We start from the raw sequence: 18,606 nt of genomic DNA, 5'->3' as shown, positions 1-18,606 counted from the left end.
CGCTCTGCGCGCCCCGGGACGACGTTGCGGCTACACCGGCGGATTCACCTCCGCGCTCTCGCGCCCCAGATCGCGCTCCCGCAGATAGATGTAGAACCCCGCGCCGATGATGATGGCGGCGCCGACGATGGTGGCAATTGACGGCACGTCGCCGAACACGACGAAGCCGAAGATCACAGCCCAGACAATCATCGAATACTGATACGGCACCACGACGCTCGCAGGCGCGAGCTTGAGCGAGCGGTTGACGCAGAACAGCGCGGTGACCGAGATGAGCCCGGCCAGCGCGAAGAAGACGAGGCTTCCCGGCGTCGGCGGCACCCAGTGGAATGCCGACAGCACGGCGCCCAGCGAGAACGTGCCGATGAATTGCGAGGATGCCATCACGATGTCGGGCGTCTTGCGCAGGCTGCGCGTGATCAGCATCAACGTCGCGAACGACAGGCTGCCGCCGAGCGCGATCAGCGCCGGCAGGCTCACCGTCTGCGCCGACGGCCGCAGCGCGATCAGCACGCCGCAGAAGCCGATCAGAATCGCGGTCCAGCGCCGCCAGCCGACCTTCTCTCCCAGAAAGATCGCCGACATCGCGGTGACGAAGATGGGTCCGGCGAGATAATAGGTGATGACGTCGGCAAGCGGCAGGTAGACGGTCGCGAGGAAGAAGGCGGCCACTTCCAGCGTCGACAGGATGACGCGGAAGAGCTGCAATCGCGGCCGCTCCAGATTCAGGAATTGGTGGCGCTGCTTCCAGATCAACGGCGACAGCAAGAGCAGCGCCGCGCACGCGCGCAGGAACAGGAGCTGCCCCACCGAATAGGTCCCGACCAGGAACTTGCCCATGGCGTCGCCGAACGAGAACATGAAGATCGACAGCACCATCAGCGCAATGCCGGCCAGGCGCGCGGAGCGATCGTCATAGGCGGAGAGATTTTTGAAGAAGGGCATTGATCGAACTGTGAGGGATCGTCATTGCGAGCGAAGCGAAGCAATCCAGACTGTCTCCGCAGCGGCAGTCTGGATTGCTTCGTCGCTTCGCTCCTCGCAATGACGGCTGAGAGAGCGGCGGAAACCGGCGAATAGAGTCGCTTGCGGTCGTTTTAATGACGTGAGCCACCGCGACAAGCCCGCGCAAGCCGAATTGAACGGATTGTCGCACTCTTCGCGTCGCGGTAGCGATAGGCCGCCCACGAACGAAAGAGCATCGACATGACCGACTTCGATCCGGCCCAGCATCGCATGATCCCCACGCAACGCTGGTTTGAGGATTTCGTGGTCGGCGAACGGTTCGTGCTGCCGAGCCGGACCCAGACCACCGCGGTGTTCGCGGCATTCCAGACCGCGAGCGGCGACACCCATCCCGTGCATTACGACGTGGAATATTGCCGCAGCCGCGGCATGCCGCACCTGCTCGCCCACGGCTTCCAGACCCTGATCCACACCGCGCCCGGCGCCGGCCTGTTTCCGTTCATGGTCGAGGAATCCCTGGTCGGCTTCCTCGAGCAGTCGAGCCGGTTCCTCAAGCCGGTCTTCGCCGACGACACGATCTATCCCGCGCTCGAGGTCACCGAGCTCGTGCCGGGCCGCACGACCGGCACGGTGACGCTGCGGAGCACCGTGTTCAACCAGCGCAAGGAATTGGTGCTGGAGGGCATGCAGAAATTCCTGATCCGCCGCCGGCCCCTCTAACCGTCATCCCCGCGAACGCGGGGATCCATACCCACAGGCCTGTGTCGTTTCACGAGATAGTAATGACCTGTCTTCGCCAAACGTCTCCCTGTGGTTATGGGTCCCGGGCTCGCGCGTTGCGCGCCCCGGGACGACGGGTGAGAGCCGGCGCCCGGTTGGTTAAGCAAGGGGTCAAATTCGCGGAAATTCGGCCAATTTGCGGGTAAGCCCGGGTTGCCGCGCCAGCCCGGCTGGCCTACCTATGGCCCATGAAATTCCTCGACGAAGCAAAGGTCTATATCCGCTCCGGTGACGGCGGGAACGGCTGCGTGGCGTTCCGCCGCGAGAAGTTCATCGAGTTCGGCGGTCCCTCCGGCGGCAATGGCGGCCGCGGCGGCAATGTCATCATCGAGGTCGCCGACGGCCTCAACACGCTGATCGACTACCGCTACCAGCAGCACTTCAAGGCCCAGAAGGGCGAGAACGGCATGGGCTCGGATCGTCACGGCGCCAACGGTAAGAACATCGTGCTGAAGGTGCCCATGGGCACGCAGATCTTCGACGAAGATCGCGAGACGCTGATCCACGACTTCACCAAGGTCGGCGAGAAATTCGTGCTGGCCGAGGGCGGCAATGGCGGCTTCGGCAACGCGCACTTCAAATCCTCGACCAACCGCGCGCCGCGCAACGCCAATCCCGGCCAGGTGGGCGAGGAGCGCTGGATCTGGCTGCGGCTGAAGCTGATCGCCGATGCCGGTCTCGTCGGCATGCCCAATGCCGGCAAGTCGACCTTCCTGTCCAAGGTCAGCGCGGCGCGGCCGAAGATCGCCGACTATCCCTTCACCACACTGCATCCGCAGCTCGGCGTCGTGAACACCGACGGCCGTGAATTCGTGCTTGCCGACATCCCCGGCCTGATCGAAGGCGCGCATGAAGGCACCGGCCTCGGCGACCGCTTCCTCGGCCATGTCGAGCGCTGCCGCGTGCTGCTGCATCTGATTGATGCGACCCGCGAGCATGCCGGCAAGGCCTACAAGACCGTGCGCAAGGAGCTCGACGCCTATGGCGGGCAGCTCACCGACAAGATCGAGATCGTCGCGCTGAACAAGATCGACGCAGTCGAGCCGGACGAGCTCAAGAAGCAGAAGGACCGCCTGAAGCGCGCCGCCAAGAAGACGCCGCTGCTGCTCTCCGGCGTCACAGGCGACGGCGTCAAGGAAGCGCTGCGCGCGCTGGCCGACGTGATCGGCGAGAGCCCGGTCTCCGCCAAGGCCAAGAGCGCGGCTGAAGCGGAGCCGTGGTCGGCTTGAACTTTCTCCCCTCCGTCGTCCCCGCCTAGTGCGCAATTGCGCACGGGGAGCGGGGACCCATACCGCGTGATCTATCGATTGCGGATGGTTGCAGTCCCGCACGACGGGTCTTCGCCAAAGCACTTCCTGTGGTTATGGTCCCTGCTTTCGCAAGGGACGACAGCGGAATGTATGGCTCCGAGCGCGCGCATCACTGGCAGGTTGCCATCCCGACCGCGATAGCGCAGCATCAACCAATCAAGAAAATGCAGGGACGAGGCATGGCGCGCGCGAAGAACGTTCTCTGGATCATGTGCGACCAGCTTCGCTATGATTATCTCGGCTGCACAGGACATCCCACGCTGAAGACGCCGAACATCGACGCCATGGCCAAGCGTGGCGTGCTCTTCACCAAGGCTTACGTGCAATCGCCGATCTGCGGCCCGTCACGGATGTCGTTCTACACCGGGCGCTACATGCGCTCGCACGGCTCGCACTGGAATGGCTGGCCGCTGCGCGTCGGCGAGCCCACGCTCGGCGATCACCTCAAGAAGATCGGCGTGCGCAACGTGCTGGTCGGCAAGACCCACATGGCGCCCGACCTCGAAGGCATGAAGGCGCTCGGCATCCCGCCGGAGTCGATGATCGGCGTGCACGTCGCCGAATGCGGCTTCGAGCCCTATGAGCGCGACGACGGCCTGCATCCGACCGGCCGGCCGCGCCCGAAATACGATGAATATCTGCGCCAGCAGGGCTTTGAAGCGACCAATCCCTGGGAGCACTGGGCCAATTCAGGCGCGGCAGAAGACGGCAGCTTGCAGAACGGCTGGCTGCTGGTGCACGCCGACAAGGCCGCGCGCGTGCCGGACGAGCATTCAGAGACGCCCTACATGACGCGGCGCGCAATGGACTTCATCAGCGAAGCCGAGACGGACGGCAGGCCCTGGTGCCTGCATCTGTCCTACATCAAGCCGCACTGGCCCTATATCGCGCCCGAGCCTTACGCGAGCATGTATTCGACCGATGACATGATCCCGGTGATTCGCTCCGAGCGCGAGCGCTCGAGCCCGCATCCGGTATTCGGCGCCTACATGGACATGCGCTACTCCCGCAACATGGCGCGCGACGAGGCCCGCGAGAAGGTGATCCCGACCTATATGGGCCTGATCACCCAGATCGACGACCAGATGGGCGCGCTGATGAAATTCTTAGGTGAGCGCGGCCTCCTGGACACCACCATGATCGTGTTCACCTCCGATCATGGCGACTATCTCGGCGATCACTGGATGGGTGAGAAGGACCTGTTCCATGAGCAGTCGGCAAAAATCCCGCTGATCATCATCGATCCCTCGCAGGAGGCGGATGCCACGCGCGGCACGCGCAGCGACGCGCTGGTGGAAGGCATCGATCTCGCGCCGACCTTCGTCGATTATTTTGGCGGCAAGGTGCCAGGCCACATTCTCGAAGGACGCTCGCTGCTGCCGCTGCTGCGCGGGCCCACGCCGCCGGATTGGCGCAAGGTCGCGTTCTCCGAATACGACTACGCCATGCAGGACGTGCGGCTGAAGCTGAACCAGCCGATCGAGCGCTGCCGCCTGTTCATGGTGTTCGACGGCCGCTGGAAATACATCCACGCCTCCGGCTTCCGCCCGATGCTATACGATCTCGAAACCGATCCGCAGGAATATGTCGACCGCGGCGATGATCCTGAGTGCGCCGGCATTATCGCGCGTTTACAGGCCGAGCTGTTCGACTGGGCGCTGCATCCGAACGACCACATCACCACGCCGCGCGAGAAGATCGCGGCCTATGCGGACAACCAGCTCCAGGTAAAGGGCGGCGTCCTGATCGGCATCTGGGATGAGAAAGAGCTTGCCGCAATCAAGGACGGCATCGCGCAGCGCGGGAAGATGTGAGCTGCTCTCCGCGACTCTGCATCGTCGATACAATCGAACATCCATCCACGCCGTCATTGCGAGCGCAGCGAAGCAATCCAGTTCTTTTCCCCAGAGATTCTGGATTGCTTCGTCGCAAGGGCTCCTCGCAATGACGGGAGGAGAGACCTAGTTCTCGATCTTGTACCCCGTCGCCTTCACGATCGGCTGCCAGAACGCCGTATTCGCGGCGAGCTCTTTCGACAATTCTTCCGCATTGCTGCCGACCGGGATCAAGCCGATCGCGGTGAGCTTCTCCTTCACCTCGGGCTTGGCGAGCGCGGCGCTTGCGGCGGCGCCGAGCTTGCTCGCAAACTCCGGCGGGCTGCCGGCGGGGAGCCACATGCCGTACCAGGCGTCCGCGACGAGATCGATGCCGCTTTCCTTCAGCGTCGGAACGTCAGGCGCGAATGGCGAGCGCTCGGCGCTCGAGACCGCGATGATCTTCACGCCCTTGGCGCGATGCTGCGGCAGCGCGTCGGCTAGCGTGGTGATCCCAAAAGAAATGTGGCCGCCGACGAGGTCGTTGAGGATCGGCGCACTGCCGCGATAGGGCACGCGCGTGAGCGGAATGCCGAGATCTTTCTCGAGCTTGGAGCCCATGAAATGCGGAATGGTGCCGTTGCTCGGCACGCCGAACGAGGTCTTGTTCGGATGCGCCTTCAACCAGGCGACAAATCCCTTGAAATCGTCGACGTCCATCGCCGGACTGACCACCAGCGCGAATTCGAACCGCGCCAGCAGCGACACCGGCATGAAATCCTTGGCGGTATCGAAGCTCGGTGTCGTCTCGACCATCGGCAGCAGGTACATGGTCGGCCCCGTCGTCACCAGCACCATGCTGCCGTCGGGACTTGCGCCCTTCACCGCCTTGATGCCGATCAGGCCATCGCCGCCGGTGCGGTTCTCGACCACGATGGTCCGTTGCAACACCGGCGCCATCTCCTGCGCGATCAGCCGGCACAGCGTGTCGCCGCCGGCTCCCGCCGCGAAGGGGAAGACGATCTTGCTCAGCCCGGCCTGCGCTTGCGCCTCACCCGCCTGCGCCAGCAGCGGCAGCCCAAGACCTCCACCAAGACATCCGGCGATGAATTTGCGGCGATCCATTCGCGTCCCCTCCAGCCCATTATTAGTTGGCGGCATTAGAGCCGGGCCGGCGCTCAAGACAAGGCCGACCTTCGCCGTTTACCATCCTGGCCGCCTTGCGCCGGTCACCATCCTGCTGCAAAAGCAGGGCTCATCGGCGCCGCCCGTCGCTCCGCCGTTTACCGAGCAGTTCGTTACACGCGTCATGGCCAGCCCCGAACTCAGTCAATTCCGCCGCATCGTCGTCAAGGTCGGCTCCGCGCTACTGGTCGATTCCGACAAGGGCGAGGTGCGTGCCTCCTGGCTGGCCGCGCTCGCCGACGACATGGCCAAGCTGCACCGCGAGGGCCGTGACGTCCTCGTCGTGTCCTCGGGCTCGATCGCGCTCGGCCGCAGCCGCCTCAAGCTGCCGCGCGGCCCGCTGAAGCTGGAGGAGAGCCAGGCCGCGGCCGCCGTCGGCCAGATCGCGCTGGCGCGGATCTGGTCGGAGGTGTTAGGGGCGCACGGCATCGGGGCCGGCCAGATCCTGGTGACCCTGCAGGACACCGAGGAGCGCCGTCGTTATCTCAATGCCCGCTCCACCATCGGCAAGCTGCTGGAATGGCGCGCCATCCCCGTGATCAATGAGAACGACACGGTCGCCACCAACGAGATCCGCTATGGCGACAACGACCGCCTCGCCGCGCGCGTCGCCACCATGGCGAGCGCGGACCTCTTGGTGCTGCTGTCCGACATCGACGGGCTCTACGACGCCCCGCCGAAGAACAATCCGAATGCCAAACTGATCCCGGTGGTGGAAAGCATTTCCTCCGAGATCGAGGCGGTGGCGGGAGACGCCGAGTCCGAGCTGTCGCGCGGCGGCATGCGCACCAAGGTCGAGGCCGCCAAGATCGCGACCACCGGCGGCACGCATATGCTGATCGCCTCCGGCAAGATCGAGCATCCCTTGCAGGCGATTGCCAATGGCGGCCGCTGCACCTGGTTCCTGACGCCGGCCAATCCCATCACTTCGCGCAAGCGCTGGATCGCCGGCTCGCTGGAGCCGAAGGGCACGCTGACGATCGATGCCGGCGCGGTCGCGGCGCTGCGCGCCGGCGCCAGCCTGCTGCCGGCCGGCGTGATCAAGGTCGAAGGCCAGTTCGCCCGCGGCGACGCCGTGATCGTGCGCGGCCCCGATACCAGCGAAGTCGGCCGAGGCCTGATCGCCTATGACGCCGACGACGCCGAGCGGATCAAGGGCCGCTCCTCCCCGGACGTGATGGCCATCCTCGGCATCAGCGGGCGGTCGGAAATGATCCATCGCGACGACCTGGTGGTGGGTGGGTAAGGCCTTTGCCATCATGCCCGGGCTTGTCCCGGGCATCCACGTACTTTCTTGGCCCGGCTAAGACGTGGATGGCCGGGTCAAGCCCGGCCATGACGCCGGGGATAGGCCAGTGGCCGAACCCCGATCCCGCCGACCGAAGCCCAGCCATACCCTCCCCGCCCTTCGCAGACGCGGGATTTCCGTGCTAGGACACCGCCTTAGCAGAAGGTTTGACCCCATGGCCGCCCCCCTCAAAGCCGTTGACGGCAATGCCGATCGGACTGGCGATCTCTTGGCGCTGATGTCCGATCTCGCCACCAAGGCCCGCGCCGCCGCGCGCGTGCTGGCGCTGGCGCCGCCGGAGCAGAAGAACCGGGCGCTGGAAGCCATGGAGCGGGCGATCCGCGCGAACTCAGCCGCGATCCTTGCCGCCAATGCCGAGGACGTCGCGGAAGCCCGCGCGTCGAGCAACATGACCGCCTCCTTCATCGATCGCCTGACGCTGACACCGGCGCGCGTCGAGTCGATGGCCGAGGGCATCGGCATTGTGCGCGGCATCGCCGATCCGATCGGGGTCGTCACCGAGAGCTGGCAGCGGCCGAACGGCATGACCATCGAGCGCGTGCGCGTGCCGCTCGGCGTCGTCGGCGTGATCTTCGAGAGCCGGCCGAACGTTGCGGCGGATGCCGGCGTGCTGTGCCTGAAGTCCGGCAATGCCGTGATCCTGCGCGGCGGCTCCGACAGTTTCCGTTCCTGCCGCGCCATCCATGACTGCCTGGTGCAGGGCCTGCGCGAAGCCGGCCTGCCCGAAGCTGCGATCACGCTGGTGCCGACGCGCGACCGCGCGGCGGTCGGCATGATGCTCTCAGGATTGAACGGCGCCGTCGACGTGATCGTGCCGCGCGGCGGCAAGAGCCTCGTCGCCCGCGTCGAGCAGGAAGCGCGCGTGCCGGTGTTCGCGCACCTCGAAGGCGTCAACCACGTCTATATCGATGCCAGCGCCGACCTCGCCATGGCGAAGTCGATCGTGCTCAACGCCAAGATGCGCCGGACCGGCGTCTGCGGTGCGGCCGAGACGCTGCTGGTCGATCGCGCCGCTGCCGGCACAAACCTGAAGCCGCTGGTCGAGATGCTGTTGGATGCCGGCTGCGAAGTGCGCGGCGACGATGCCGTTCAAAAAGCCGACGCGCGTGTAAAACCTGCCAGCGAAGACGATTGGGATACGGAGTATCTCGACGCGATCATCGCGGCGAAGGTGGTCGACGGCGTCGACGGCGCGATCGCACATATCCAGAATCACGGCTCGCACCATACCGATGCGATCGTGAGCGCGGATGACGCGGCGGCGAAGAGATTCCTCAGCGAGGTCGATTCCGCGATCGTGCTGCACAACGCCTCGACGCAGTTCGCCGATGGCGGCGAGTTCGGCTTCGGCGCCGAGATCGGCATCGCCACCGGCCGCTTCCACGCCCGTGGCCCGGTCGGTGCCGAGCAGTTGACGAGCTTCAAGTATCGCGTTCACGGCACCGGGCAGACGCGGCCGTAAGCAACGTCGCGGGGCGGGCATTGAGCAACAATTTCGTCGTGCCGCGGTTCGTGGCGCAAGCGGTCCCGCCCCACACCGAGGGCATGCGCATCGGCCTGCTCGGCGGCTCGTTCAATCCGCCGCATCAGGCCCATCGCGCGATCAGCCGATTCGCGCTGACGCGATTGCAACTCGATCGCGTCTGGTGGCTGGTGACCCCCGGCAATCCGCTCAAGGAGAACGGCAATCTGCATGAGCTCGGCGAGCGCATGCAGGCCGCGCGCGACGTCGCTGATGACCCGCGGATCGAGGTGAGCTGTCTCGAATCCGTCATTCGTACCCGCTATACTATCGACACGATCAACACCTTGCGCCGCCGCTTCTCGGGCCTGCGCTTTGTCTGGATTATGGGCGCCGATAACCTCGCTCAATTCCATCGTTGGCAGGACTGGCGGCGCATCGCCGCCCAAGTGCCGATGGCCGTGATCGATCGTCCGCCGAAGAGTTTCCGTGCCCTCGCCTCGCCCGCCGCCAAGGCCCTCGCGCGCTACCGCCTGCCCGAGGACAAGGCAGCCTTGCTTGCGGACCGGCCGGCGCCGGCCTGGGTCTTTCTGACCGGTTTGAAGCTGAATCTCTCCTCAACCGGCCTGCGGAACCCGGACGGGAGCTGGAAGGGAACCACGTGAGAGGGCGTGTGTGGAGTCGTGGGATTTGGGGCTGTCTGGCATATTGAAACCCTTAACCCCACATGATGTAGTGTAACCGGTGGGCGCCGGATTCGGCGTTCGCGATACAGTGAAAGGAATGGTCCCTGACCACATCTGTATTGTCCAAGTCTGTTTTACCCAAGGTTGCCAAGCCTACGCGTAAAACATCGACCAAAGCGGCCTTGCAGGCGCAACCCGACGCCGACAAGACGCTGAGCCTGATCCTCTCCCGCCTCGAGGACATGAAGGCGGAAGAGACGGTCACCATCGACCTTCGCGGCAAATCGGCGTACTCCGACTACATGATCGTCACCACCGGCCGGGTGAACCGGCACGTCGGCGCGATCGCGGACAACGTCACGAAGGGCCTCAAGGAAAACGGCATCAAGAGCATCCATGTCGAGGGCTTGCCCAATTGCGACTGGGTGCTGATCGATTCCGGCGATGTGATCGTGCACGTGTTCAGACCCGAGGTCCGCGAGTTCTACAACCTTGAGCGGTTGTACACCCAGGGCCCAGGGGCGGCGAAGGCGATCTAGGCTCATCGAGCCGATTTCGAATCGGCTGACGCGCATGCTAGCGTCGTGCGCGCGCAACCTGCGCGCGGCCCCGAAAACACGACTCTGAAGATATCATGCGCGTTGCTGTCATTGCGGTGGGCCGGCTGAAGCAGGGCCCCGAACGGGAGCTTGCCGACCGCTATTTCGAGCGGTTCGACGAAGCCGGCCGCAAGCTCGGTTTCCGCGAGCTCAGCATCCACGAAATCCCCGAAAGCCGCGCGCGTGACGCCGCGACGCGGATGGCCGAAGAGGCCGCGGCGATCTCCGCGCATGTTCCCGAGAAATCGATCCTGGTGGCGCTGGACGAGCGCGGCCAGAATCTCGATTCCACCGTATTCGCACGGCATCTCGGGCGCTGGCGCGACGAGGGTGCCGGCCATACTATCTTCGTGATCGGAGGGGCGGACGGACTTTCGCCCGAATTGCGCCGTAAGGCCAAGCTCGCGATCGCGTTCGGCGCTGCGACCTGGCCGCATCAAATGGTCCGCGTCATGCTTCTGGAACAGCTTTATCGGGCCGCCACCATCCTGGCCGGCCACCCCTATCACCGCGCGTGATGCGCGCCACAACAAGCACCTTTGTCCGAGACTCGATGCGAGCGCCCGCCCTTAACCTGCTGCTGATTGCGAGCGTCTCGGGCGCAAGCTTCGCGCAAGCTTGCGTAAGTCTCGCGCAAGCTCAGACCGCAGCGCCGGCGCCGCAGACCGCCGCCGTCTCGCCCGACGCGATCAAGCAGCGCGAGCAGGAGCTCGAGGCCGCGCGCGCAAGGCAGAAGAGCGCGGAGGAGGCGCAGGCCAAGCTCAAGGCCGAGATCACCTCGCTCGGCCAGGACCGGACCCAGCTCAATCAGCAATTGATCGACACCGCCGCCAATGTGCGCTCCGTCGAGACCAAGATCGACGAGGCCGAAGCGCGACTGCGTACACTCAACGGCCGCGAGCAGGAGATGCGCTCCTCGCTCGATTCGCGCCGCGCCGACATCGTCGAGGTGCTGGCGGCGTTGCAGCGCGCCGGCCGGCGCACGCCGCCGGCGCTGCTGGTGCGGCCCGAGGATGCGCTGCAATCCTTGCGCACGGCGATGCTGCTCGGCGCGGTTGTGCCGGAATTGCGCGGCCGCGCGGAGAAGATCGCAAGTGAGATCGGCGAGCTCGTGGCGCTACGCAAGACCATCGCGAGCGAACGCGACCAGCTCGGCTCCGACCGCGACAAGGTCAGGAGCGACCAGACCCGGCTCGCCGCCCTGATCGACGAACGGCAGCGCCAGCAGGCCTCACGCGAAAAGGACCTCGATGCCGAGAGCTCGCGCGCCATCGCGCTTTCAAAGCAGGTCGGCGATCTCCAGGGGCTGATCACCAAGATGGAGCAGGACCTGCAGAGCGCCGCCAAGGCCGCCGAGAAGGCGGCCGAGGCCGCAAGGCAGGCCGAGGCCAAGGCGGCCGCCAGTGCCAATGCCAGCGCAAAGTCCGGCCCGGCCGCTTTCAAGGACCGCTCCCGGACCACCCCTGCAATTGCCTTCGCCTCGGCCAAGGGGCTCCTGCCGCTTCCGGTTAACGGTAACAAGATCAGGGACTTTGGCGGTTCCGACGGGGTCGGCGGGGTCCAGAAGGGCATTTCCCTGGCCACCAAGCCCGGCTCCCAGGTCACAACGCCGTGTGACGGCTGGGTGGTCTATTCCGGCCCATTCCGCAGCTATGGACAACTCTTGATCCTCAATGCCGGGGGCGGGTATCATGTCCTGATCGCCGGGATGGAGCGCATTTCGGTAAGCATCGGACAGTTTGTGCTCACGGGGGAGCCAGTCGCGACCATGGGGTCGACCTCTCAAGTCGCCTCCATTCTCGCCACGAATGCGAGTCAACCTGTGCTCTATGTCGAGTTCCGCAAAGACGGCACTCCAATCGATCCAGGCCCATGGTGGGCCGCAAATGAAGGCGAGAAGGTTCGCGGATGATGCGCAAGACTTCAGTTATCCTCCTCAGCGCGGCCACCGGTGCGGCGCTGACGCTGTTCGTGACCCAGCCCCGCGCGGTGTTCATGGGCTCCAGCGCGCGAGCCGCGACCGCGGACACCTATCGCCAGCTCAATTTGTTCGGCGACGTCTTCGAGCGCGTGCGCTCCGACTATGTCGAGAAGCCCGACGACACCAAGCTGATCGAATCCGCCATCAGCGGCATGCTCACCGGCCTCGATCCGCATTCGAGCTACATGGACGCCAAGAGCTTCCGCGACATGCAGGTGCAGACCCGCGGTGAGTTCGGCGGTCTTGGCATCGAGGTCACGATGGAAGACGGCCTGATCAAAGTGGTCTCGCCGATCGACGACACGCCCGCTTCGCGCGCCGGCATCATGGCCAACGACATCATCACCAATCTCGACGACGAGGCGGTGCAGGGCCTGACCCTGAACCAGGCGGTCGAGAAGATGCGCGGTCCGGTCAACACCAAGATCAAGCTGAAGATCATCCGCAAGGGCCAGGACAATCCGATCGACGTCACCCTGGTGCGCGACAACATCCGCGTCCGCTCGGTGCGCGCCCGCATCGAGGCCGACGACATCGCCTATATCCGCATCACCACCTTCAACGAGCAGACCACCGAAGGCCTGAAGCGCGAGGTCGCCAACCTCTCGAATCAGATCGGCGACAAGCTCAAGGGCTACATCATCGATCTCCGCAACAACCCGGGCGGCCTGCTCGAGGAAGCGGTCACCGTCTCCGACTCGTTCCTGGAGAAGGGCGAAATCGTCTCGACCCGCGGCCGCAATGCCGAGGAGACCCAGCGCCGCACCGCGCATGCGGGCGACCTCACCAAGGGCAAGCCGGTCATCGTGCTGGTCAATGGCGGCTCGGCCTCGGCGTCGGAAATCGTCGCCGGCGCGCTGCAGGACCACAAGCGCGCGACCATCGTCGGCACGCGCTCGTTCGGCAAGGGCTCGGTGCAGACCATCATCCCGCTCGGCTCGGGCAATGGCGCGCTGCGCCTGACCACGGCGCGCTACTACACGCCGTCGGGCAAGTCGATTCAGGCCAAGGGCATCGTGCCCGACATCGAAGTGCTGCAGGACGTGCCGGACGAGCTGAAGTCGCGCACCGACACCAAGGGCGAGGCTTCGCTGCGCGGCCATCTGAAGAACGACGGCGACGAGAAGACCGGCTCGCAGTCCTACGTCCCGCCGGACGCCAAGGACGACAAGGCGCTCAAGCTCGCCGACGATTTGCTCCACGGCATCAAGAACAGCGCTTCCGCAGCGCCGACGCCGGGCGGCGACAACAAGGCGACGGCCGACAGGCCCAAAGCCGCCAACTAAGTCGGCGCATCAAACCGATCCAAGGAAAAAGGGCGGCTCCCAGAGCCGCCCTTTTGCTTTAGAACTCAGGCCGGCGGCGCCGGAAGAGCGGCGCTTCCTCCCCTCTCCCGATTGCGGGAGAGGGGCGCACCCCATCCGATTCGATCACGCGTCCCCGGCCTCTCCCGGCCTGCCGCCACTTGACCCCGGCGTGGTATCGTCGGTGGAGTGATTCGGGATCTCGCATGACTGAAACGGCCGATGATCTGAGCGCCCCGCTCGGACAGGATAAGCCGCGCCGCAAACGCCGGCTGCGGCTGCCATTCACGGCCATGCAGCTCCTCGCCGTCATGCTCGGCCTGTTCCTCGTCACCTTCGTCGGTTTCGCCATCTTCAACAAGGATCCGCTCGGCGGCGAGCCGATGGCGCGTATGGCGATCCGGGAGCCCAAAGCGACCGACGAGAAGCCGGTCGCCTCCGGCCATCAGGAGCAGGGCCAAGCGCAGGGTCATGCGAGCAAGCAAGAGACCAGGGAAGCGGCGAAGCAGCCAAGCGAGCAGAAGACCGTCACCATGATCGACGGCTCCACCGGAACGCGCCATGACGTCGTGATCGGCGCCGGCGATACCGCTGACAAGGGCGATGCGGCGGCCGCATCCGCCCCGCCGCCCGTCATGGCCGGGATTGATCCGAAACTGCTGGAGAAGTCGCGCTACGGGATGATCCCCGTGGTCGCCGGGGACCTGAAGCCGTTCAACGTGTACGCGGCCGACGCCGATCGCGCCAAGGCCGCCAAGATGCCGGTGGTCGCGATCGTGATCGGGGGCCTTGGCGTCGGCGCGGCGAAAACTACCGATGCCATCATGAAGCTGCCGGCCGCGGTGACGCTGGCCTTCACGCCGTATGGTGCCGATCCGGGGAAGCTCGCCGAACGCGCCCGCGCCCAGCGCCACGAGATCTTCCTCCAGATCCCGATGGAGCCCTACGACTTCCCGGACAACGATCCGGGGCCGCAGACGCTGCTGACCTCGCTCACCACCGACCAGAACATGGACCGGCTGTACTGGCACCTGAGCCGGATGCAAGGCTATGCCGGCATCACCAATTTCATGGGCGCCCGCTTCATCGCGACGGACGCGGCAATGCAGCCGGTCATCCGCGAGGCGGCCAAGCGCGGCCTCGGCTTCTTCGACGACGGCTCCTCGCCGCGCAGCATCGCGCCCCAGGTCGCCGGGAGCCAGGCGATGCCGTTCGGAAAGGGCGACATCGCGATCGACGCGGTGCCGACCCCGACCGAGATCGACCGCGCCCTGAACAAGCTCGAAGCGGCAGCGCGCGAGCGCGGCGCCGCAATCGGCACCGCCTCGGCCCTGCCGGTCTCGATCGAGCGCATCGGTGCCTGGACCAGGACATTGAGCGACCGAGGTATCCTTTTGGTGCCATTGACAACCGTGATGCTGAAATCAAAATCCAGCTAAATCAACGGATTGGTGCGGCACGGGGTCGGCGGGGCCTGTTCGAGCCCACCCGACAGCACGCGGAGAGGTCTGGCGGAATGGCGCGTTACGAGGATCTGCCCTACCGGACCTGCGTCGGTGTGATGCTGATCAACCCAAAAGGACTGGTGTTCATCGGCCGCCGCGCCGGCGGCGTAGAGCATGTCGACGACAGCCATGTCTGGCAGATGCCGCAAGGCGGCGTCGATCCCGGCGAGGACACCTGGGAAGCGGCGCGGCGCGAGCTCTATGAGGAAACCAGCGTGCGCTCGGTCGAGCGGCTCGGCGAGGTTCCGGACTGGCTCACCTACGACATTCCCCGCACGGTGGCGGGCCGCGCCTGGAAGGGCCGCTATCGCGGCCAGCGCCAGAAATGGTACGCGGTGCGCTTCACCGGCAAGGACAGCGAGATCAATGTCGAGAAGCCCGGCGGCGGCGGCCACAAGGCCGAATTCGTCAGCTGGCGCTGGGAGCCGATGAAGAACCTCCCCGGGTTGATCATCCCGTTCAAGCGCCCGGTCTACGAGCGCGTGGTGCAGGAATTTTCCGCGCTGGCCGATGACTAGCTGCCACGCCCTCGCTGTCATCCCCGCGAACGCGGGGATCCATACCCCCAGGGAGACGTTGGACAGGAGATGGCAACCACGGCCTTTCAAGCAACACCAGCCTGTGGTTATGGATTCCGGGCTCGCGCTCCGCGCGCCCCGGAATGACTGAGATGACCAACCAAAAACCCTACCGCCCCAACGTCGGCATCGCGCTGTTCAATGCCGACGGCCGCGTGCTGATCGGCCACCGCTTCAAGGGCGACGGGCCCGAGATCATCCTGCCGGGCCTCGACTGGCAGATGCCGCAGGGCGGCGTCGACGAGGGCGAGAATCTGCGCGACGCGGCGATGCGCGAGCTCTGGGAGGAGACCAACGTCGTCAGCGCCGACTATCTCGGCGAGACCGACTGGCTGACCTACGAATTCCCGCCCTATGACGGACCGCAGACGCATCGGCTGGCGAAATTCCGCGGCCAGCGCCAGAAATGGTTCGCGCTGCGCTTCACGGGCAGCGATGACGAGATCGATCCGCTGACACCGCGCAACAACCAGCCCGCAGAGTTCGACGCCTGGCGCTGGGAGCGCCTCGACCGCGTTGCCGACCTCGTGGTGCCGTTCCGGCGTGAGGTCTACCGCGCCGTGGCGCGCAAGTTTGCAGCATTCGGAAACTGAAGCGGCGAAAACAACCCCATGCACAGTAGAATGGGGATTGAAATCATTTGAGAATTTTTGTCAGGGGTGCGCGTAAGGAAGGCACCGCTCTCTCGCTCCCTCCCCCCTTGCGGGGGAGGGTTGGGGAGAGGGGTGTCACACGGGGATTCTATCCGTCGCTCACCGGCTTCAGCGTATCAACAACCGGCACCCTTTGCTGGGCTACCCCTCTCCCTAGCCCTCCCCCGCAAGGGGGGAGGGAACGCACCTTTGTTGGTGCGCTAGTGGGGCGCTATCAAAGCAAGTGCTAGTTCGTCGGCCCCACCGTGAACGGGCCGATGGCGATGACGTGGCAATCGCTGTCGCGCTTGGCGCACTCGGCGAGTGCGGCATTGACGGCGGTCTGCTCGTCGGCGGCCTTCAGGCCAAGGCCGGGACGGCCTGCGGTGCCGACGGCAACCGCATTCCAGCCCATGGCATCGCCGAGCTTGCGCACGACGTCGTCGCGGGTGTCGGCGACGATCGAGGGACTGCTGGCAGCATGGAAGAAGCCCGTGATCCTGAACAGGGTCGGGATCGGCACGACGAAATTGTCGTCGACTGCGACGATCATGCAGGCGACGCCGGCAATGGCGCCGCACGATTCCAGCGAACGCCGCGCCGCGTCCTCAGGGGATGATGCGCCGAGCACCATGAAATATTGCCCGCCTGGGCCGAGCGCGACCGTCCGCGATTTCGCCGCCGGCGCGAACATATTCTCGAGCCGCACCTTTTGCTGTTCTCGCACGATCGGAAAATCCTTCGACGCGAACGTCCGCTCGGTCATGGCGTCATGCCGGAAATAGGGAGCCGGCGGCATCGGCGGCTTGCCGTGCGCGTAGACGACGTCGTTGCCGACCGCATAGAGCTCGCAGCGCCGCGGCGATTGCGCGGCATCGGCGCGCTTCTGGCACTGCTCGATCGCGCCGTTGCGCGCAGCCTCTTCGCTCGGCTGGTTCAACACCGAGCCGGTGAAGCCGCCGATATTGAGCGCGAAGGCCTTGTAGTCACCGGCCGCGGAATAGTCGCCGGCCAGGTAATTGCGGATGCGCTCGTTGATGAAGGGCACGCTGTCGGCGGCAAGCTTGCCCGTCATCGGCGCGGCGGATGGTGACGGCGCCGGCATCGGAACCATCGCAGCGCCGGCATTCGGCGGAGCCATCGGGGCCATCGGCGCCTTTGCAATTTGGGTCGGCGTTGGGCTCGGCGACGCGGCCACCGCAGCCGGCGTTGCGCTCGGCACGGCACCGGGTGTGACCGCCGGCGTCGATGCGGCGGCCGCCGTCTGCTTGAGCTTGGTGTTGTAGAGGAAGCCCGAGACGACGATGGCAACGATCGAGACGACGGCAACCACGAGCGGCCACATCCACACCGGCGCGGCAGCGAGCTTCGCACCCGCCTTCTTCACCTGCGGCTTGGCGTAGGTACCGTCCTCTCGCCGCATCGCCACCATGTAGGCGTGTAGGGGCGTCGGGATGTTCTTGACCTCTTGCGCACCGATATCGGCGAACTGCACCGAGAGCTTGTTGGCAACCTGCTCGTGCACCGCGCGGGAGACGCAGATGCCGCCGACCTCGGCGAGGCCCTCGAGCCGAGCCGCGATATTGACGCCGTCGCCCAGCAGATCGCCGTCGCGCTCGACCACGTCACCGATGGTGATGCCGATGCGGAACGACATCTGCCGGCTCGGCGGGTACGCCATGTTGCGGGTCCGCAGGGATTCCTGGATGTCGATCGCGCATCGTACCGCATCGACCGCGCTCGGGAATTCCGCGAGCACGGCATCGCCCGCCGTGTTGAAGATGCGACCGCCCGCCTTGGCGATGAAATCGTCGACGACCTCGCGGTAGGAGGCGAGACGCCGCAGCGTCTCCTCTTCGTCCTCCGCGACCAGCCTCGAATACCCGGCAATATCGGCTGCGAAAATCGCCGCGATCTTGCGTTTCATCTGCACCCAGCCCCGGAACAAATTCGCGGGCGCAGAATGCCGCTATCTTCGGCGCGGTGCAACAAAGTTTCAGCGCCCGCCACGGTCGGTGACGAGCGCTGAACCTGTTCAGGAATTTTAGCCTTGAGCCCCGGAGCGGTGCCCCGGGGCTTAGTGCATAGCCGTGGTGTTGAGCTCGTGCTGGATGCTCTTGTAGTGGTCGAGTCGCGCGATCGCGAGATCGAGCTCGGAGCCTTCCTGCTCGGACAGCTTTTCCTGCATTTCGGCGATCTTGTCAGCGAACTGCGCCCGATCAAGCTCCTCGATCGACGTGGCGACGTCGGCCAGCACGGTCAGGCGATCGTCGGACACTTCCGCGAGGCCACCGGTCACGATGACCTTCTGCTTCCGACCGCCGGCGATGATGGTCAGAATACCCGGCCGCACCGCAGCCACGAGGGGAGCATGCCCGGCGAGCACGCCGAAATCGCCTTCCCAGCCGGGGACGTCGACCTGGTCGACCTCGCCCGAGAATGCGAGCCTTTCCGGAGAGACGAGATCGAAGTGGAAGGTGGCCATGGGCTATCCG

General features: G+C 65.4%; 17 protein-coding genes. 13 read left to right on the top strand and 4 right to left on the bottom strand.

All coding sequences use genetic code 11. The annotated features are described in order from the left end of the window. Positions 1 to 30: 30 nt before the first annotated feature. Positions 31 to 945, bottom strand: coding sequence for a DMT family transporter (locus QA642_RS02085; protein ID WP_283083164.1), 915 nt, complete (start codon positions 943 to 945; stop codon positions 31 to 33). Between the two features lie 261 nt (positions 946 to 1,206). Here QA642_RS02085 and QA642_RS02080 point away from each other — a divergent pair, with 261 nt between their 5' ends. The 3 genes from QA642_RS02080 (at position 1,207) to QA642_RS02070 (ending at position 4,870) form a co-directional block, all read left to right on the top strand. Further along, entirely contained in the window at positions 1,207 to 1,686 is a 480-nt protein-coding gene (locus QA642_RS02080; protein ID WP_283083163.1) for a MaoC family dehydratase, read from the top strand. Positions 1,687 to 1,934: 248 nt separating this feature from the next. Beyond that, the gene (gene obgE / locus QA642_RS02075; RefSeq protein WP_283083162.1) at positions 1,935 to 2,975 is read left to right on the top strand and encodes a GTPase ObgE; all 1,041 of its coding nucleotides are present in this window, start codon (positions 1,935 to 1,937) and stop codon (positions 2,973 to 2,975) included. A gap of 260 nt (positions 2,976 to 3,235) precedes the next feature. After that, positions 3,236 to 4,870 (top strand): alkaline phosphatase family protein, encoded by a 1,635-nt coding sequence (locus tag QA642_RS02070; protein ID WP_283083161.1) that lies wholly within the window; start codon positions 3,236 to 3,238, stop codon positions 4,868 to 4,870. 147 nt (positions 4,871 to 5,017) lie between these two features. On the opposite strand, the gene QA642_RS02065 is transcribed toward QA642_RS02070, so the two are convergent. Continuing rightward, positions 5,018 to 5,995, bottom strand: a complete 978-nt coding sequence (locus QA642_RS02065; protein WP_283083160.1) for a Bug family tripartite tricarboxylate transporter substrate binding protein — start codon at positions 5,993 to 5,995, stop codon at positions 5,018 to 5,020. A gap of 184 nt (positions 5,996 to 6,179) precedes the next feature. Here QA642_RS02065 and proB point away from each other — a divergent pair, with 184 nt between their 5' ends. The 10 genes from proB to QA642_RS02015 all read left to right on the top strand — a co-directional run bounded on the left by proB (position 6,180) and on the right by QA642_RS02015 (position 16,072). Beyond that, positions 6,180 to 7,301, top strand: a complete 1,122-nt coding sequence (gene proB / locus QA642_RS02060) for a glutamate 5-kinase (protein ID WP_235541890.1) — start codon at positions 6,180 to 6,182, stop codon at positions 7,299 to 7,301. Between the two features lie 217 nt (positions 7,302 to 7,518). Next, positions 7,519 to 8,826: a glutamate-5-semialdehyde dehydrogenase gene (locus tag QA642_RS02055; protein ID WP_283083159.1), complete on the top strand. Its 1,308-nt coding sequence runs from the start codon at positions 7,519 to 7,521 to the stop codon at positions 8,824 to 8,826. Between the two features lie 20 nt (positions 8,827 to 8,846). After that, positions 8,847 to 9,491, top strand: a complete 645-nt coding sequence (locus QA642_RS02050; RefSeq protein WP_283083158.1) for a nicotinate-nucleotide adenylyltransferase — start codon at positions 8,847 to 8,849, stop codon at positions 9,489 to 9,491. A 203-nt stretch (positions 9,492 to 9,694) separates the two neighbouring features. After that, positions 9,695 to 10,051 carry a ribosome silencing factor gene (gene rsfS, locus QA642_RS02045; RefSeq protein WP_092217824.1) on the top strand — a complete coding sequence of 119 codons (357 nt, stop codon included), beginning with the start codon at positions 9,695 to 9,697 and terminating at the stop codon, positions 10,049 to 10,051. Positions 10,052 to 10,146: 95 nt separating this feature from the next. Next, positions 10,147 to 10,629 carry a 23S rRNA (pseudouridine(1915)-N(3))-methyltransferase RlmH gene (gene rlmH, locus QA642_RS02040; RefSeq protein WP_027561888.1) on the top strand — a complete coding sequence of 161 codons (483 nt, stop codon included), beginning with the start codon at positions 10,147 to 10,149 and terminating at the stop codon, positions 10,627 to 10,629. Between the two features lie 35 nt (positions 10,630 to 10,664). Then, the gene (locus QA642_RS02035; protein WP_283083157.1) at positions 10,665 to 12,023 is read left to right on the top strand and encodes a peptidoglycan DD-metalloendopeptidase family protein; all 1,359 of its coding nucleotides are present in this window, start codon (positions 10,665 to 10,667) and stop codon (positions 12,021 to 12,023) included. Further along, positions 12,020 to 13,378 (top strand): S41 family peptidase, encoded by a 1,359-nt coding sequence (locus tag QA642_RS02030; protein WP_027561886.1) that lies wholly within the window; start codon positions 12,020 to 12,022, stop codon positions 13,376 to 13,378. Before QA642_RS02035 ends, QA642_RS02030 begins: the two co-directional genes overlap by 4 nt. Before the next feature lie 224 nt (positions 13,379 to 13,602). After that, positions 13,603 to 14,835, top strand: a complete 1,233-nt coding sequence (locus tag QA642_RS02025; protein WP_283083156.1) for a divergent polysaccharide deacetylase family protein — start codon at positions 13,603 to 13,605, stop codon at positions 14,833 to 14,835. A gap of 77 nt (positions 14,836 to 14,912) precedes the next feature. Then, positions 14,913 to 15,419, top strand: coding sequence for an RNA pyrophosphohydrolase (locus QA642_RS02020; protein WP_027561884.1), 507 nt, complete (start codon positions 14,913 to 14,915; stop codon positions 15,417 to 15,419). A gap of 152 nt (positions 15,420 to 15,571) precedes the next feature. Further along, positions 15,572 to 16,072 (top strand): RNA pyrophosphohydrolase, encoded by a 501-nt coding sequence (locus QA642_RS02015; RefSeq protein ID WP_283083155.1) that lies wholly within the window; start codon positions 15,572 to 15,574, stop codon positions 16,070 to 16,072. A 286-nt stretch (positions 16,073 to 16,358) separates the two neighbouring features. Here the strand turns inward: QA642_RS02015 and QA642_RS02010 are convergent, their stop codons facing one another. Together QA642_RS02010 and QA642_RS02005 are read right to left on the bottom strand one after the other, a co-directional pair. Further along, entirely contained in the window at positions 16,359 to 18,038 is a 1,680-nt protein-coding gene (locus QA642_RS02010; RefSeq protein WP_283083154.1) for an adenylate/guanylate cyclase domain-containing protein, read from the bottom strand. A 150-nt stretch (positions 18,039 to 18,188) separates the two neighbouring features. Continuing rightward, positions 18,189 to 18,596 (bottom strand): F0F1 ATP synthase subunit epsilon, encoded by a 408-nt coding sequence (locus QA642_RS02005; RefSeq protein WP_283083153.1) that lies wholly within the window; start codon positions 18,594 to 18,596, stop codon positions 18,189 to 18,191. Between the last annotated feature and the right edge of the window lie 10 nt (positions 18,597 to 18,606).

The sequence above is a fragment of the Bradyrhizobium sp. CB2312 genome (assembly GCF_029714425.1).
In the GTDB taxonomy this organism is placed as follows: Bacteria; Pseudomonadota; Alphaproteobacteria; order Rhizobiales; family Xanthobacteraceae; genus Bradyrhizobium.
Note: the sequence above shows the minus strand (reverse complement) of the source record. Positions and strands in the feature narration are given on the sequence as shown.

Excerpts from the sequence above, each read along its gene's own strand:
- QA642_RS02085 (WP_283083164.1), bottom strand. The coding sequence starts at position 945 with ATGCCCTTCTTCAAAAATCTCTCCGCCTATGACGATCGCTCCGCGCGC.
- QA642_RS02030 (WP_027561886.1), top strand. The coding sequence starts at position 12,020 with ATGATGCGCAAGACTTCAGTTATCCTCCTCAGCGCGGCCACCGGTGCG.
- QA642_RS02025 (WP_283083156.1), top strand. The coding sequence starts at position 13,603 with ATGACTGAAACGGCCGATGATCTGAGCGCCCCGCTCGGACAGGATAAG.
- QA642_RS02015 (WP_283083155.1), top strand. The coding sequence starts at position 15,572 with ATGACCAACCAAAAACCCTACCGCCCCAACGTCGGCATCGCGCTGTTC.
- proB (WP_235541890.1), top strand. The coding sequence starts at position 6,180 with ATGGCCAGCCCCGAACTCAGTCAATTCCGCCGCATCGTCGTCAAGGTC.
- QA642_RS02080 (WP_283083163.1), top strand. The coding sequence starts at position 1,207 with ATGACCGACTTCGATCCGGCCCAGCATCGCATGATCCCCACGCAACGC.
- rlmH (WP_027561888.1), top strand. The coding sequence starts at position 10,147 with ATGCGCGTTGCTGTCATTGCGGTGGGCCGGCTGAAGCAGGGCCCCGAA.
- QA642_RS02055 (WP_283083159.1), top strand. The coding sequence starts at position 7,519 with ATGGCCGCCCCCCTCAAAGCCGTTGACGGCAATGCCGATCGGACTGGC.
- QA642_RS02070 (WP_283083161.1), top strand. The coding sequence starts at position 3,236 with ATGGCGCGCGCGAAGAACGTTCTCTGGATCATGTGCGACCAGCTTCGC.
- QA642_RS02020 (WP_027561884.1), top strand. The coding sequence starts at position 14,913 with ATGGCGCGTTACGAGGATCTGCCCTACCGGACCTGCGTCGGTGTGATG.
- QA642_RS02005 (WP_283083153.1), bottom strand. The coding sequence starts at position 18,596 with ATGGCCACCTTCCACTTCGATCTCGTCTCTCCGGAAAGGCTCGCATTC.
- QA642_RS02065 (WP_283083160.1), bottom strand. The coding sequence starts at position 5,995 with ATGGATCGCCGCAAATTCATCGCCGGATGTCTTGGTGGAGGTCTTGGG.
- QA642_RS02035 (WP_283083157.1), top strand. The coding sequence starts at position 10,665 with ATGCGAGCGCCCGCCCTTAACCTGCTGCTGATTGCGAGCGTCTCGGGC.
- QA642_RS02010 (WP_283083154.1), bottom strand. The coding sequence starts at position 18,038 with ATGAAACGCAAGATCGCGGCGATTTTCGCAGCCGATATTGCCGGGTAT.
- obgE (WP_283083162.1), top strand. The coding sequence starts at position 1,935 with ATGAAATTCCTCGACGAAGCAAAGGTCTATATCCGCTCCGGTGACGGC.